Raw genomic sequence first — 14723 nt, 5'->3', positions numbered from 1 at the left:
CATTCACGATTATCGTCAGAGGTTGTTCTAACAGGGTGCAAAAATAATATTTAAATTAAAACACACAAGCATTTATGTGCTTTTTCTTTAATTTCCAAAGTTTGGCTACTCAAGTAAGTCCGGACGTAGTTTTTCTGTACGCTCGTAAGCCTTATTTTCTCGCCATTCTTCAATCTTTCCGAAATTGCCACTTAATAGAATATCGGGCACATTCATACCTTTGTATTCAGCTGGTCTTGTATACACAGGCGGTGCTAATAATCCGTCTTGGAATGTATCCGTTAGGGCAGAAGTTTCATCGTTCAGTACTCCAGGTAATAATCTAATGATAGAATCGCAAAGTACGGCTGCGCCTAATTCTCCGCCCGAAAGCACATAATCACCAATAGATATTTCTTTGGTAATAAAAGCATCTCTTACACGTTGGTCAACACCTTTGTAATGACCACAGAGAATGATAATGTTTTCTGCCATTGACATAGTGTTAGCCATTTTCTGGTTCAATGTAGTGCCATCAGGAGTCATATATATAACCTCGTCATATTCGCGCTGCGATTTTAAATCGGTAATACATTTGTCTATTGGTTCAATCATGAGCACCATTCCGGCCCCGCCACCAAATTGATAATCATCAACATTACGGTATTTTGTTTCTGTATAGTCTCTAAGATTGTGAAAGTGGACTTCTACCAATCCTTTTTCTATAGCTCTTTTTAATATAGAAGCTTCAAAGGGGCTGGTAAGTAACTCTGGTAATACGGTAATTATATCTATTCGCATCTTTTGATTTTGCATCATCATTTAACCTGCCAAAAGTAATGAAAAGCGTGGGAATCTTTTACCCATCCTAATTTCTCATATAATTTTTGCGCCGGATTGTCAATAGCGGTTTCTAAAGCGAGTCCTTTATAATTATTCTTTTTACAAAATTCTTGTGCTTTCAGTAGTAATTGTTCTCCAATAGACGCTCCTCGGTAATTGGCATCAACAAACAGGTCATTTAGAACAAGAGATTTTTGTAGGCTTACAGAAGAGAAGGTGTAATACAGTTGCACAAAACCAATAGCCTTGTTGCCTTCATAAGCGGCGAATATGATCGATTCGTCTTTCGTAATTCTATTATTTAGAAATCTGGCGGCAGCATCAATATCTGATTCCATTTTATAGAATACCCTGTACCCATCAAAAAGAGGAATTATATCGGTGATCTCTGTTGTTGTAATTCTACGTATACTTTTCATATCAAAAAAAAGCTCCGTTAAGGAGCTTTTAATTATTTAGTTTTCTTCTGTTTATTTATCTCATCTTGTAGTTGCCTACTGACTTTTTGCTCACGCTCTAGGGATCTTCTTCTATGATCTTCGTATTCAACCTCTAGTTCAGAAAGATTTTGTTTTGCTTCTTGAGTCAAAATATTACTATTTCTAAACTTATAGATGAACAAACCAAGGGTTAGAAATAATCCACCGATAATCGTCCAAAGAACAAAATTATATGTTCCTTTAGAAACGGGCAAGCCTAGGAAAAACATGCTATCTTTTTCTTCGGTTACGGCACCTAAATTAGTTGTCGTTTCTTCTAACTTATTATTTAAAGATGTAATAGTAGTCTCATGTTCTGCAATCGTTGCCTTAAGCTCAACAGTTTTTTTATTCATGGCAGCTATAGAATCTAAAACATTCTTACGAATCTTAAATAGATTAGTTTCTTTTACCACTTCATATCTAATACCGTCAGCTCTATAATTACCTGAACGCTTAGCAATAAAATCGAATTGATTACTAATAGGACCTTCGTCTAAAGACAGTTTATCATCCTCTTCTTCAGTATCTTGTGCAAATTGTAAGTTACTAGCTAAAAGCAATGCCAGTAGTAAAAGTATTCTATAGAATTTCATGTAATAGATTCTTAGGTTAATTTGAATAATTTAGAGTTGACTAAAGTACTTTATAAATGTCGAATTATAAAATAAAGAACAAAGCTAAAAAACCTTTATTTAACTACGTAGCATATTAATAAATAGATGTCATAATTTAAAAAAATTAATAATATGTAAAACGACGAACTTTAGCAATATACTTTGCTAGGCGAATTACTTGATGCGAATAGCCGTATTCGTTATCATACCATATGTACAGAACAATGTTTTTTCCGCTTTCAGATACAATTGTCGCCATACTATCATAAATAGATGGGGCAGAGGTGCCTATGATATCTGATGATACCAACTCCTTATCCAAAGAATATTTTATTTGCTCTACCAAGTCTCCTTCAAGAGCATATTTTTTAATCATGCTGTTAACACCTTCAAGAGATGTTTTTTGGTTTACATCAAGATTTAAAATAGCCAAAGAACCGTTAGGTACAGGAACTCGAATAGCGTTAGATGTCAATTTGCCTTTTAAAGATGGTAATGCTTTGGTTACAGCTTTTCCTGCTCCAGTCTCGGTAATTACCATATTAAGTGCGGCTGCACGACCTCTTCTGTATTTACCATGCATATTATCGACCAAATTTTGGTCATTGGTGTATGCGTGTATAGTTTCTAGGTGACCTTTTTCAATTCCTAAAGTTTCTTCAATGGCTTTTAGAATAGGAGTGATCGCATTTGTTGTACATGAAGCAGCTGAAAATATTTCAGTTTCATCTGGATCATATTCTAAATGATTTACACCATGTACAATGTTTGCAACTTCTTTACCTGGTGCTGTTAACAACACCTTTAAAGCTCCTTTTGCTTGTAAGTGTCTTTCTAATTGTTCTTTAGTTCTAAATGCGCCGGTATTGTCAATGACCAAAGCGTTATTGATGCCATATTCTGTATAGTCAATTTCTTCTGGCATGTTCGCATAAATAACATGTACCGTAGTGCCATTTATAATAAGTTTAAGGTTAGCGTAATCTACTTTTACTGTACCGTTAAAAATACCATGAACAGAATCCGTTCTTAATAAACTGGCTCTTTTTTCAAGATTTTCAATACTTGGTTTGCCTCTTACTACAATTGCTCTTAATCGTAATTGATTTCCTTTACCTGTTTTAGACATTAATTCCCTGGCAACCAACCTGCCAATACGTCCAAATCCGTATAAAACAACATCTTTGGGTTCAATGCTTTTGAAATCTTGTGCAGATTGTAATTTGTCAATTACAAAAGATTTGACATTGTTTAAGATGTTGGTGTCAGAATGGTATTCATACGTTAATTTACCAATATCTAATTTAGAAGGAGGTAAAAGCATATCTGAGATAGAACGTAAAATTTCAACCGAATCAAAAATTGATATTGGTTTTTGTACGAATTCACCAGCGTACTCATGTAAATGAATAATGTCACTTACATTTTTGTCAATAACCTGATTTTTAAAAAGGACAATTTCAATAGATTTATCATACCATAAATCACTTACGATTTTGATAAATTCAGTCGTAGCTTTTCTACGGTCTGCTTGAAATGCCAGCTCTTTTTCAAATGTGGTCTGTGGAGCCATAATTAGTTGATTATTTTTATAATTCGCACAAAACTAGAAAAATTAACCACTTAAAATAAATATTTTTCAAAAAAAAGCCCTCGCTTTTGCGAAGGCTATATTTTTTTGGTAATTTTTTACTGGAAGATTAATCGGTCTCGTTCCCCATTTGAGCCTACCATGACTATTACTGTTTTTCCGTATTTAGAAATACTACCAAATGCAGTGTAGGCATCGTCAATGTTTCCTATCTCATGATCGTCTACCTTAACAATTACTTTTTCAGATAGGCCATAACCTCTGTATCTTTCAGGTACACCGGTGATTTTTACTCCTGATGTTGTTTTGTAAACCTTTTTATCGTGTTCGGTAAGGTTTTTAACTTCTAAGCCCATTTCAGGTACAACCAATTTTTGTCTTTCTTTTAAAACTAAGGGAAGTGTCAGTAATTCTTTATCCCTATCAATTACAAAAGCTAAGGTGTCGCCGGGTCTTTTTGAAGAAAGATATCCAGTTAAATCAGGATATTTATGCACATCTATTTCATCGACTTTTTTAATAATATCACCGACAATAATTCCCGCTTCTTGTGCGGCAGACTCTTCTTCGACCAGTTCTATGAATACGCCGTCAATATTATTAATTCCTTTTTCAATAGCGTCTCTGGTGTTTACTGGTGCAGGACTTATGCCCATAAATCCTTTCTGAACATTACCATATTCCAAAATATCTTGCACTACTTTTTTGGCAATATTACTAGGTACGGCAAAAGAATACCCAACATAAGATCCAGTCTGTGATGTAATCGCGGTGTTAATACCCACTAAATCTCCGTTAGTATTTACTAAAGCGCCACCAGAATTACCAGGATTTACAGCTGCATCAGTTTGTATAAAAGATTGGTTTTTTCCAAGATTACGTGCTTTAGCACTTACAATGCCAGCAGTTACGGTAGATGTAAGATTAAAAGGGTTGCCAACAGCTAATACCCATTCGCCAATTTTTGTATGATCAGAATCACCAAAGGCTAAATAAGGTAGCTTTTCATCTGGGTCAATCTTTATGAGAGCAATGTCAGAATTTGGATCGGTACCAATAAGCTCTGCGTTATATGTTCGATTATTGTTTAAAGTTACTTGTAGTTGATTTGCTTTATTGATGACATGATTGTTGGTAACGATATATCCATCTGAAGAAATGATGACTCCCGACCCAGTACCAATCTGTGGTACAGCAGTACCGCCTGTTCCGTAAAAAACATCAAATATAGTTGTCGGTCCTTTACTGATGGTAATGTTTTTAACGTGTACTACGGCATTAACTGTATTTTCTGCAGCAGTTGTAAAATCAACTTCATTTATGCCTGCACCTCTTGCTGATGTTGGGGTATAGCTCGCATTTATAACACCACCATTATTTTCTTGACTAATAATGGTGAAATTTTCTTTCTCGAAAAACAGTTTGTAGGCACCTAATGTAATTGCTCCAGCAAAAACAGATACCAACAAGAGGCTTGCTAATCTTTTCATATTCATTAAAGTTTTAACGTATTCTATACAAAATTACTTGTTTTTATGCTATTCCATAAGCGTTTAACTACTTTTTAACTACCAATCAAAACCTAATTATGTACTATCTTTGAGTCTTTATTATCCCATGGAAAACACATTTTATAAATATCAAGGTACAGGTAACGATTTTGTGATGATAGACAATCGCAATGGGCAATTCCCTAAAGACGATACCAAATTAATTGCTAAAATCTGTCATAGAAGATTTGGAGTAGGTTCTGACGGACTTATTTTGTTAGAGAATAACGAGTCTACCGACTTTAGAATGGTCTATTTTAATGCCGATGGAAATGAAGGTAGCATGTGTGGAAATGGCGGTAGATGTATTGTAGCTTTTGCTCATTTTCTTGATATTATAAAAAAGGATACAACATTTATTGCTGTAGATGGTTTGCATGAAGCAACGATTGTTGGTAATGTTGTAAGTCTTAAAATGACAGATGTTAGTGAGGTAAAAGAAAAGGCTAGTGCCCTATTTATGAATACAGGCTCACCACATCATGTTCAAATAGTGAAGGAATTAAAGTCTTTTGATGTTGTCAAAGAAGGAGCGCGTATGCGTTATGGTATATATGGTGAAAAAGGTAGTAATATCAATTTTGTAGAAGCCAATGCTGAAGGTGGGTTTGATATTAGAACTTACGAACGTGGGGTTGAAGATGAAACCTTATCATGTGGCACAGGGGTAACGGCAGTTGCTTTGAGTATGTATCATTTAGGAAATACAAAGAATAAAACTATTGCAGTAAATGCCCTTGGGGGTAATCTTGAGGTTACTTTTGAAGAAAATCAAGGTATTTATAGTAATATCTATTTAAAAGGTGAGGCAAAGCAAGTATTTAAAGGAGAACTAACGTGGTAACATTAAAAGGAGAACAGATTTATCTAAGGGCTTTAGAACAAAAAGACCTTGATTTTCTGTATGCACTTGAGAATGATACAGATGTTTGGGAAGTAAGCGGTACGGTAACGCCGTATTCTAAAGATGTGCTACAGCTTTATTTAGATAGTGCTCATAGAGATATTTACGATGTTAAGCAATTGCGTTTGGTCATATGTTCGCAAGAACACCAAGCTCTAGGTTTGATAGATGTTTTTGATTTTGAACCAAATCATAATCGAGCAGGTATTGGTATTGTTATACTTGATAAAAATCAAAGAAATAAAGGAGTAGGGGCAGAAGCAATAACGTTGCTTTGTAATTACTTGTTTGAAGTTTTGGGTTTAAGGCAGGTTTATGCTAATATTTTAGAGGAAAATGCACCAAGCTTACATTTGTTTAAAAAGTTGGGTTTTGAAGAAATTGGAATTAAGAAAGATTGGGTGCGATTTAAGGATACCTATAAGAATGAAATATTATTGCAAAAAATAAATAGTTAATGAACATCAAGCGTATTTTATTAGGTGTAGTACTTTTAGGTTTAATTGGAGGCGGAATTTTTGGGTACACGTTTTATGGTACTTTTTTTACTCCCAATACCGGTTTTGATAATGAAGAGGCAATTGTATATATCCCTACCAATGCAACAGTAGATGATTTAAGAGAGCGACTTTCTTCTGTGTTGGAAGATTTTGATTCATTTGAGGCTGCTGCAGATAGAAAAGGGTATTTATCCAACATAAAAGCGGGTAAATATAAAATAGGTAAAGGAATGAATAACAATGAGATAGTAAACTCATTGCGAAGCGGGAATATACCGGTAAAAGTATCATTCAATAATCAAGAGAATATTAATGATCTGGCAGGTAGAATTGCAAGTCAGATCGAAGCTGATAGCGTATCGCTTGTTGCGGCGTTCGATGATCAAGAGTTCTTGAAGGCTAACGGATTTGATGATGCTAATAAAATATCACTTTATATACCTAACAGTTATGAATTCTTTTGGAATACATCTGCAGAGTTTTTTAGGGGTAAAATGTTGAAAGAATACAATCGTTTTTGGACCGATACCCGTAAAGAGAAAGCAAGTGCAATAGGTTTAAAGCCAAATGAAGTAATTGCCTTAGCTTCTATAGTGCATAAGGAAACGGCAAAGGTAGATGAAAGACCTACTGTTGCTGGGGTGTATTTAAATAGGTTGAGAAAGGGAATGTTGTTACAGGCAGATCCTACTGTTATTTATGCTATAAAGAAAGAGACAGGCAATTTTGATACCGTTATAAAAAGGGTATTGTATAAAGATTTGGAGATGGATTCTCCTTACAATACTTACAAATATGCAGGTCTACCACCAGGACCAATTGCAATGCCAGATATCACGGCTATAGATGCTGTTTTGAATCCTAAAAAACATAATTACTACTACTTTGTAGCAAATGTTGAAAAGTTCGGTTATCATATGTTTGCAGAGAATTTAACGCAACACAACCGAAATAAAGCACAGTACATCCGATGGATTAACGCTCAGAAAATCAATAGGTAAGCTTTCATCCGAATTTTAGAACTTCTTAACTAAATCTGTATTCTTTTAACAGAACCTTCTTAAACTCTTATAATTTCAGGTCTACCTTTGCCGCAGAAATTTAAGCAAGCAAATAGTAATCGCTGTAAGTCTTAAGAAATATATGATATGAGAAGATGGATATTAGCAAGTTGTCCTCTTATTGCGATTTTTATTTTATCTGGTTATGGGTTTAAATCTTTTACGGTTGAAGTGCCTAAGCAGCTAAAAGTGAAGGAATCTTTTATGGTTTCTTATCCTCAAGAAGAGGCTATATTGGCAAATTATCAAATCGCTCCCCCCTTTCTTGGTAGTCAATTTATAGGTTTTAAAGAAGCGTTAGCTTTTAAAGAATCTCAAGGCAATTATTTTGTCACTAATACTTACGGGTATTTGGGAAAATATCAATTTGGTCTAGGTACTCTAGAGTTAGTTGGTGTTTATGACGGTAATCGTTTTTTAAGAAATCCTGTTTTACAAGAAAAAGTATTTCAAGTGAACACATCTCGAAACAAGTGGATCTTAAGAAGAGATATTAAGCGTTATGTAGGTGTTAGAATGAATGGTATTCAGGTAACTGAATCTGGTATTCTGGCAGCAGCACATTTAGCCGGACCAGGTAATGTAAAGTTATATCTTAGGTCTCACGGTCGAATGGAGATTTCAGATGGTTACGGTACTAGTATTTCAAACTATATGAAAAAGTTTGCGGGTTATGATGTCTCTATGGTAGTGGCAAAAAGAAACCCAAGAATTTAAGATTTTACGGAAATATGAAAATGGAAAACCTTGGCATTTATTTGTCAAGGTTTTTTTTATGCCTGAATAATGAAAATAGCAGGTCTTTTATGCAGATCTACATTTTCTTTTTTCCAATTTATGGCGGTTTTTGTTTTAATGTATTCCGTTGACAAGGTAATATCTGCTGCCACACAAATTCTGGTACTCGGAGCTAAAGTTTTAATAAGTTCTTCTAGCATTTTATTGTTGCGGTACGGAGTCTCAATAAAAACCTGCGACTGTTTGTCTTCTTTTGATTTTCGTTCTAAGTTTTTGATATATTTTTTTCGTTCAGAACCATCAATAGGTAGGTAGCCATTAAAGGCAAAGTTTTGACCGTTCATTCCGCTAGCCATTAATGCTAAAAGAATTGAAGAAGGTCCTACTAACGGAACAACTTGAATATTTTTGTCATGGGCTATTTTAACTACAGCGGCACCAGGGTCTGCAATACCTGGGCAACCAGCTTCAGAAAGTATACCAACATCAAAACCTTCTAAACATGGATTTAGAAAACTAGGAATCTCGGCTGCTTCGGTAAACTTGTTTAATACAAATAGTTTTAAACTAGGTTGAGATTTTCTAGGACTTATCTTTTTTATAAAATGTCGAGCGGTTTTTTCATTTTCAACGACGTAGTGGTCTAATTTCTCAATTGTTTGTTTAATTGAAATTGGTAAAACCTCTAAAGGAGGCATATCGCCTAAGGTTGTAGGTATTAAATATACTTTTCCTATTTTTCCGTTTTGTACGCTCATTTATTTTCTTTGTAATCTTGCGGCAATACTATCGCAAGCTTGATCAATCATTTGAAAAACATGTTCAAATCCGTCTTCGGCATCATAATATGGATCTGGAACTTCTTTGTCTGAAGAACTTATTTCATTTAAAATAAGCTTCACTTTTTCCACATCGCCATTATTTCTTGCTAGACCTATGATATTGGTGTAGTTACTTTTGTCCATTGCAAAAATGAGGTCAAAAGAATCAAAATCAGAAACGGTAAATTTTCTGCAGACTTGAGCGCTTATGTCCAAACCATGTTCATGCGCTACTTTAATTGATCTTGGGTCTGGAGCGTTTCCTATGTGGTAACCTCCGGTACCTGCGGAATCAACATAAATTTTTGTAGCGTCAACTTTGCTTTTAAGAATGCCTTCTGCTAATGGAGACCTGCATATATTACCTAGGCAAACCATTAACACCTTCATGCAACGTAAGTTTTAAGAAAATTTCTTAGTTAAATCATCTATGTATTTGCGAAACTGCTTATCGGTTTCGGCAAGGTTGTCAACAGTTTTACATGCGTGTAAAACGGTAGCATGATCTCTTTTGCCAATTTGTGAACCAATACTTGCTAAAGAGGCTTTAGTAAACTTCTTCGCAAAGAACATAGCTAATTGCCTTGCTTGTACAATGTGTCTCTTTCTAGTTTTAGACTGTAAAGTAGCCACATCCATTTCAAAGTAATCAGAAACTACTTTTTGTATGTAATCAATAGAAACTTCGCGTTTGGTATTCTTTACAAACTTTTCTACGACCTGTTGTGCAAGCTCAATAGTAACTTCTCTTTTGTTCAAGGTTGATTGTGCTATTAAAGAAATAATTGCACCTTCTAGCTCTCTTATATTTGTTTTAATATGTTTAGCAACATATTCTATAATGTCTTCAGGTATTTCAACACCATCTCTATATAGCTTATTCTTTAAAATAGAGATTCTTGTTTCGTAATCAGGACTCTGCAGTTCTGCTGATAATCCCCATTTAAAACGAGAAAGTAAACGTTGCTCAATATCCTGCATATCTACAGGTGCTTTATCGGACGTAAGTATTACTTGCTTTCCATTTTGATGTAAATGGTTGAAAATATGGAAGAATACATCTTGCGTACCAGATTTACCTGATAAGAATTGTACATCGTCAATAATCAATACATCTATTAATTGGTAGAAATGAATAAAATCATTTCTGGTATTTTTCTTAACAGACTCTATATACTGTTGCGTAAATTTCTCAGCTGAAATATATAAAACGGTACGTTCTGGATATTTATCTTTTATTTCAACACCAATAGCATGAGCTAAGTGTGTTTTTCCAAGACCAACACCACCAAATACCAATAACGGATTAAAAGATGTGCCACCAGGTTTATTAGCAACCGCCATACCGGCAGATCTTGCTAAACGGTTAGAATCACCTTCTAGGAAGTTATCAAAATTATAATTAGGGTTTAACTGAGATTCTATTTTGATATTCCTAATACCTGGAATAACAAACGGATTTCTTAATTCAGGATTTTTAGATTTAATAGGAACATCCATTTCTTGAGCTGCCATAGCGCCTCTGTTAGAACTCGGAATTTTTTCAGTAAAAGGTTCTTTGTTTCCGTAAGTGTTTTCCATTCTAATGATGTACACCAACTTTGCAGATTCTCCTAATTCTTTAGTAAGAGCAACTTTCAGAAGTTTAACGTAATGTTCTTCTAACCACTCGTAAAAAAATTTACTAGGTACTTGAATACTTAATGCGTTCTCAGATAGTTTGACCGGTTTAATAGGTTCAAACCAAGTCTTGAATGCCTGCGGTTGGATATTATCCTTAATAAAAGCCAAACAGTTTTTCCATACGGAATTTGCAGTAACACTCATAATAAATTTTACACTTTTAATGGTTAGCGTTGAGCTATAGGTGATTATAAAAAATCAATATAGGTTCTCTTTCAACTTGGGCAAATATGTGAACAAATTATTGAAAAAAAAAATCGAATGTCATTGAATTTGACCTTTTTTTTTCTCATGTTCGCTTGCTCAATAGGGGAGCTTTTAAATATATACTTTTTACTTCAAATAAATGCGTACAAACGAAATTTCTTTTCGAATTAGATATAGTGAAACCGACCAGATGGGCGTTGTCTATCATGGTAACTATGCTCAATACTTAGAATTGGCAAGAGTTGAATGGTTAAGGTCATTAGGCATTTCTTACAAAAGCATGGAGGAAGGCGGAATTATGCTTCCTGTGATAAGTTTGTCAATAAAATATTTAAAGTCAGCGTTATATGATGATTTAATAACAGTTAAAGTTATTTTAAAGAAAAAACCTGCTGTTCGAATAGAATTTGATTATGAAATTACGAATGAGGCGGGAGAATTATTGGCAACGGCTAACACGGTTTTAGTTTTTATGGATATGAAGCGCAAAAGACCTACGAGATGTCCACAATTACTTTTAGATAAATTGGAGTATTAGAAATTAGTCAATTGCTCTAATTTCTAATTTATGATGTGCCTTTAAAAGTTTCATTGTCTCTTTAAAATCACTTTTATTGATAGATAGAATCATTTTACATTTAAGGTGTAAATCTTGAGAGACAATAGTAAGCTGGTGTTTTTTTATCAATCTCATTACAATATCCATTTCGGAATACTCAAACGTTACCGATAGTTGTTGTTGTAAAACTCGGGTAACTATTTTAGCATTTTCCAAGGCTAACTTAGCTGCTTCTTTGTAAGTACTTATTAATCCGCCGACACCTAATTTTGTACCGCCGAAAATACGAACCACGGCAACCAAGGTGTTGGTTACATCAAAAGACTGCAATTGCCCGTAAATTGGCATACCGGCAGAGTTGTTTGGTTCACCATCATCATTAGCACGATACGATTTTGTTTCAATACCCATTTGCCAAGCGTAGCATACGTGGTTTGCTGTGGGGTATTCTTTTTTAAGTGCTTCTATATGTTCTTTTACAGTATCTTCATCAGAAACTGGAAAGCAATAGCCATAAAACTTACTCTTCCGTTCTTTGAACATAATAGGTTCAGATGGTTTAGAGATTGTTTTATAAGCGTCCATTAATGTAAAAGTAATTTTTAAATGAAAGTCATTAGTTGCTGACCAAAAGCAACTAGAATTATACTAAAGATAGCCAATCCTATCCCGAACCAGTTTTTAGCCGTTAGGCGCTCTCTAAACAGTATAATACCCAATAAAGTAGAGAACATTACAATTGCCACATTATTAATAGTGAAAACAGAAGCGCTGTTCCATGTTGGGTGTTGTAATGCTTTAAGTAAAAAATAGATGGAGAAGTAATTAGGGACACCCAAACAAATACCGCCAATAATATTTTTAAAATTTACTTTTAGTCGCTGTTGGGTAGATTTGAATGCGATGAAAAGTAATCCGAAAATACCTGCAGATAAAAATACTGTTGCAGAGAATAATGCATATTCCTCTTCGGGCATATGAGCATCTTGAAAGTATTTTATGCTGGTGTCTATAGTTCCCGAACCTAGAAAGACTAAAACAGGTAATGCGAAAGCCCATTTTTCAGCTTTTACTTTTTGTTCTTTTAATGAGGTGAAATAAACGGCTAGTAACGCAAGGACGATCCCAATAATTTCCAATACACCTAGTGTCTCCTTATAGAAGAAAACTCCGAATAATACAGGTATGGTGAGCGACATCTTAGTGGCTACTGATGCAACAGAGACTCCTAGTTTCTGAGAGGTTGTTGCCATCAGGTTAAATATTAGTATGAAAAGAAGACCTAATGCGACACTTCCCCAAAACCAACTTTTCTGTGGTATTTCAGCAAGGTGTATTGGCTCATTATAATAGATGACACCTACAGTACAAGCAATAAAGTAATTGGTAATTATAGCATATATGATTTGAACCTGATATTTGGCATACAATTTAAAAATGACGAAAATTAGGCTTGAAAATAGAATGCTAAACGCTAAATAAATCATTTAGAGGTGGCTTAAAGTTTCTAGAACATCTTCCTTACCAACTTGAAGATTCCAGCAATGTATACCTAGTTTAGACGCGGCATCCGTATTTTCTTTAGTATCGTCTAAAAAGAAGGTTTCATTTGCATTTAATTCATTTTCACTTAAGACAAACTCATAAATGTCTGCATTAGGTTTGCGCATATACATTTCTTGCGATAGGTAGAATACCTCAAAACAATTTTTGAACCTATTGAACCTTTCCAATCCCATGGATTCTTTCACTTTGTCAATATGCAAGTCATTGGTATTACTCAATAAAAACAGGCGATATTGATTATCGTTTTTTAGTTTTTCAATGAATGTAAGTCTGTCCTCAGGGAAATCTAAAATAATAGAATTCCATGCGTCTTTAATTTGATCTTTTGTAGCATTGGTGAATATAGCCTGTAGCCTATTAATAAATTCATCAGACTCCATTAACCCCATTTCATATTTTTTGAAAATGGTATCTAATTCAGGAGTCAATTCGGTGAACCCGAATTTTGCCATTTCTAATAAAGGGGCTTGCTTATCAAGATTAATGAAGATATCTCCAAAATCAAATATGATGTTTTTAATCATTTCGTACTATGGTTAGTTGGTCGGTTAAAATTTGAATTTGTTGTTGGTTGCGTCCTGCAATTTTTGGTGCAGCAATACCTTTTGTGAAATTATTCGCTCCCTTAAAAATTCGAGCTTCATCCCACAGGTTGGCATCAATAAAACTTTGCAGTGTTTGTGAGCCGCCTTCAATTATTACACTTTGTATCTGCTCTTCATGCATCACATTACATAGCTGTTGCGGTACATCAGAATTAAAATTGATGATTTTATAAGTTACTCCTTCTAAATGGGAGTTGCTATCTGTTATTTCGGTGCAGATAATGGTCTTTTGTTTTCCGTCAAGAACGTGATAATCTCTAGAAATCTTTAAGCTTCTATCTAATACAATGCGTGTAGGTGCTTTGCCGGACCAATCTCTTAGGTTTAATTGAGGATTGTCAGCCAAGACTGTATTTGTACCTACTAAAATACCAGCCTCTTCGCTACGCCATTTATGTACTAATTGTCGGGATTTGGTATTGGTTATCCAATAGGGTTTCTTTTCTTCTCCGCGTTTTAAAGGTTCAGGAGCAATAAATCCGTCAGCAGTTTCTGCCCACTTCAAAATTAGATATGGTCGTTTTTTGGTGAAAAAGGTGAGAAAGCGTTTATGATGTTCTTCGCATTCTTTTTGTAGGACACCTACTTTAACCACGCAACCTGCAGCTTCTAATTTTTTGATTCCGTTACCTGCAACTTTTTCATGCGGGTCTTTCAATCCGATAACAACCTTAGGTATTCCCATTTTAATAATCAAATCTGCGCAAGGCGGAGTTTTACCATAATGAGAACAAGGTTCTAAGGTTACATAAATGGTAGATGATTTTAAAAGTGAAATATCAGAAACAGAGTTAATTGCATTTACCTCAGCGTGAGATCCACCATAGGCACTAGTAAATCCTTCGCCAATAATATTGTCATTATGTACAATTACAGCACCTACCATTGGGTTGGGCGCAGTAGTACCTAATCCGTTCTTTGCAATTTGTAAACAACGAAGCATATATGTTTCATCGGTAGAAAGCATATCTCTATGTAACGGCATCTAATTGTTGGTATCTAGATTATTAATGGACATCA

17 protein-coding genes are annotated in these 14723 nt (G+C 34.6%); 5 read left to right on the top strand and 12 right to left on the bottom strand.

Annotated elements, in window-relative coordinates:
* Positions 1 to 105: 105 nt before the first annotated feature.
* From trmD to BUC31_RS12895, 5 genes are all read right to left on the bottom strand, one after another.
* Positions 106 to 780, bottom strand: coding sequence for a tRNA (guanosine(37)-N1)-methyltransferase TrmD (trmD, locus tag BUC31_RS12915; protein ID WP_073245951.1), 675 nt, complete (start codon positions 778 to 780; stop codon positions 106 to 108).
* 17 nt (positions 781 to 797) lie between these two features.
* The gene (locus tag BUC31_RS12910) at positions 798 to 1241 is read right to left on the bottom strand and encodes a GNAT family N-acetyltransferase (protein ID WP_073244803.1); all 444 of its coding nucleotides are present in this window, start codon (positions 1239 to 1241) and stop codon (positions 798 to 800) included.
* A gap of 32 nt (positions 1242 to 1273) precedes the next feature.
* The gene (locus BUC31_RS12905) at positions 1274 to 1897 is read right to left on the bottom strand and encodes a tRNA (guanine-N1)-methyltransferase (RefSeq protein WP_073244801.1); all 624 of its coding nucleotides are present in this window, start codon (positions 1895 to 1897) and stop codon (positions 1274 to 1276) included.
* Positions 1898 to 2042: 145 nt separating this feature from the next.
* Entirely contained in the window at positions 2043 to 3491 is a 1449-nt protein-coding gene (locus BUC31_RS12900; RefSeq protein ID WP_073244799.1) for a glyceraldehyde-3-phosphate dehydrogenase, read from the bottom strand.
* Positions 3492 to 3607: 116 nt separating this feature from the next.
* Positions 3608 to 4999 (bottom strand): S1C family serine protease, encoded by a 1392-nt coding sequence (locus BUC31_RS12895; RefSeq protein ID WP_073245949.1) that lies wholly within the window; start codon positions 4997 to 4999, stop codon positions 3608 to 3610.
* A gap of 127 nt (positions 5000 to 5126) precedes the next feature.
* Here BUC31_RS12895 and dapF point away from each other — a divergent pair, with 127 nt between their 5' ends.
* The 4 genes from dapF (at position 5127) to BUC31_RS12875 (ending at position 8241) form a co-directional block, all read left to right on the top strand.
* Positions 5127 to 5903 (top strand): diaminopimelate epimerase, encoded by a 777-nt coding sequence (gene dapF, locus BUC31_RS12890; RefSeq protein ID WP_073244797.1) that lies wholly within the window; start codon positions 5127 to 5129, stop codon positions 5901 to 5903.
* Complete coding sequence (locus tag BUC31_RS12885; protein ID WP_073244796.1) at positions 5897 to 6421, top strand: GNAT family N-acetyltransferase; 525 nt, start codon at positions 5897 to 5899, stop codon at positions 6419 to 6421. The genes dapF and BUC31_RS12885 overlap by 7 nt, the downstream gene beginning before the upstream one ends.
* Complete coding sequence (gene mltG / locus BUC31_RS12880; RefSeq protein ID WP_073244794.1) at positions 6421 to 7464, top strand: endolytic transglycosylase MltG; 1044 nt, start codon at positions 6421 to 6423, stop codon at positions 7462 to 7464. The genes BUC31_RS12885 and mltG overlap by 1 nt, the downstream gene beginning before the upstream one ends.
* 147 nt (positions 7465 to 7611) lie before the next feature.
* Entirely contained in the window at positions 7612 to 8241 is a 630-nt protein-coding gene (locus tag BUC31_RS12875) for a hypothetical protein (protein ID WP_073244793.1), read from the top strand.
* A 56-nt stretch (positions 8242 to 8297) separates the two neighbouring features.
* Here the strand turns inward: BUC31_RS12875 and BUC31_RS12870 are convergent, their stop codons facing one another.
* From BUC31_RS12870 to dnaA, 3 genes are read right to left on the bottom strand one after another with little or no spacing between them, the layout of a single operon-like run.
* Positions 8298 to 9020, bottom strand: a complete 723-nt coding sequence (locus BUC31_RS12870) for an SAM-dependent methyltransferase (protein WP_073244791.1) — start codon at positions 9018 to 9020, stop codon at positions 8298 to 8300.
* Positions 9021 to 9473 (bottom strand): low molecular weight protein-tyrosine-phosphatase, encoded by a 453-nt coding sequence (locus tag BUC31_RS12865; protein WP_073244789.1) that lies wholly within the window; start codon positions 9471 to 9473, stop codon positions 9021 to 9023.
* A 12-nt stretch (positions 9474 to 9485) separates the two neighbouring features.
* Positions 9486 to 10910, bottom strand: coding sequence for a chromosomal replication initiator protein DnaA (gene dnaA / locus BUC31_RS12860; RefSeq protein WP_073244787.1), 1425 nt, complete (start codon positions 10908 to 10910; stop codon positions 9486 to 9488).
* Between the two features lie 202 nt (positions 10911 to 11112).
* Between dnaA and BUC31_RS12855 the strand changes: the two genes are divergently transcribed.
* Entirely contained in the window at positions 11113 to 11511 is a 399-nt protein-coding gene (locus BUC31_RS12855) for an acyl-CoA thioesterase (RefSeq protein WP_073244785.1), read from the top strand.
* A gap of 3 nt (positions 11512 to 11514) precedes the next feature.
* Here BUC31_RS12855 and BUC31_RS12850 read toward each other — a convergent pair whose 3' ends face one another.
* Genes BUC31_RS12850 through ribD form a run of 4 tightly spaced genes read right to left on the bottom strand, consistent with a single transcriptional unit; the run spans position 11515 to position 14688 of the window.
* Positions 11515 to 12117, bottom strand: a complete 603-nt coding sequence (locus BUC31_RS12850; protein WP_073244784.1) for an IMPACT family protein — start codon at positions 12115 to 12117, stop codon at positions 11515 to 11517.
* A 17-nt stretch (positions 12118 to 12134) separates the two neighbouring features.
* Positions 12135 to 13019: a GRP family sugar transporter gene (locus tag BUC31_RS12845; protein WP_073244783.1), complete on the bottom strand. Its 885-nt coding sequence runs from the start codon at positions 13017 to 13019 to the stop codon at positions 12135 to 12137.
* Positions 13020 to 13622 (bottom strand): HAD-IA family hydrolase, encoded by a 603-nt coding sequence (locus tag BUC31_RS12840; RefSeq protein ID WP_073244782.1) that lies wholly within the window; start codon positions 13620 to 13622, stop codon positions 13020 to 13022. It abuts the gene before it with no gap.
* Positions 13615 to 14688, bottom strand: coding sequence for a bifunctional diaminohydroxyphosphoribosylaminopyrimidine deaminase/5-amino-6-(5-phosphoribosylamino)uracil reductase RibD (ribD, locus tag BUC31_RS12835; protein ID WP_244534048.1), 1074 nt, complete (start codon positions 14686 to 14688; stop codon positions 13615 to 13617). Before ribD ends, BUC31_RS12840 begins: the two co-directional genes overlap by 8 nt.
* Between the last annotated feature and the right edge of the window lie 35 nt (positions 14689 to 14723).

The sequence above is a fragment of the Maribacter aquivivus genome (assembly GCF_900142175.1).
In the GTDB taxonomy this organism is placed as follows: Bacteria; Bacteroidota; Bacteroidia; order Flavobacteriales; family Flavobacteriaceae; genus Maribacter; species Maribacter aquivivus.
The sequence above is the reverse complement of the archived record's forward strand: the minus strand, read 5'-3'. Positions and strand labels throughout refer to the sequence as shown.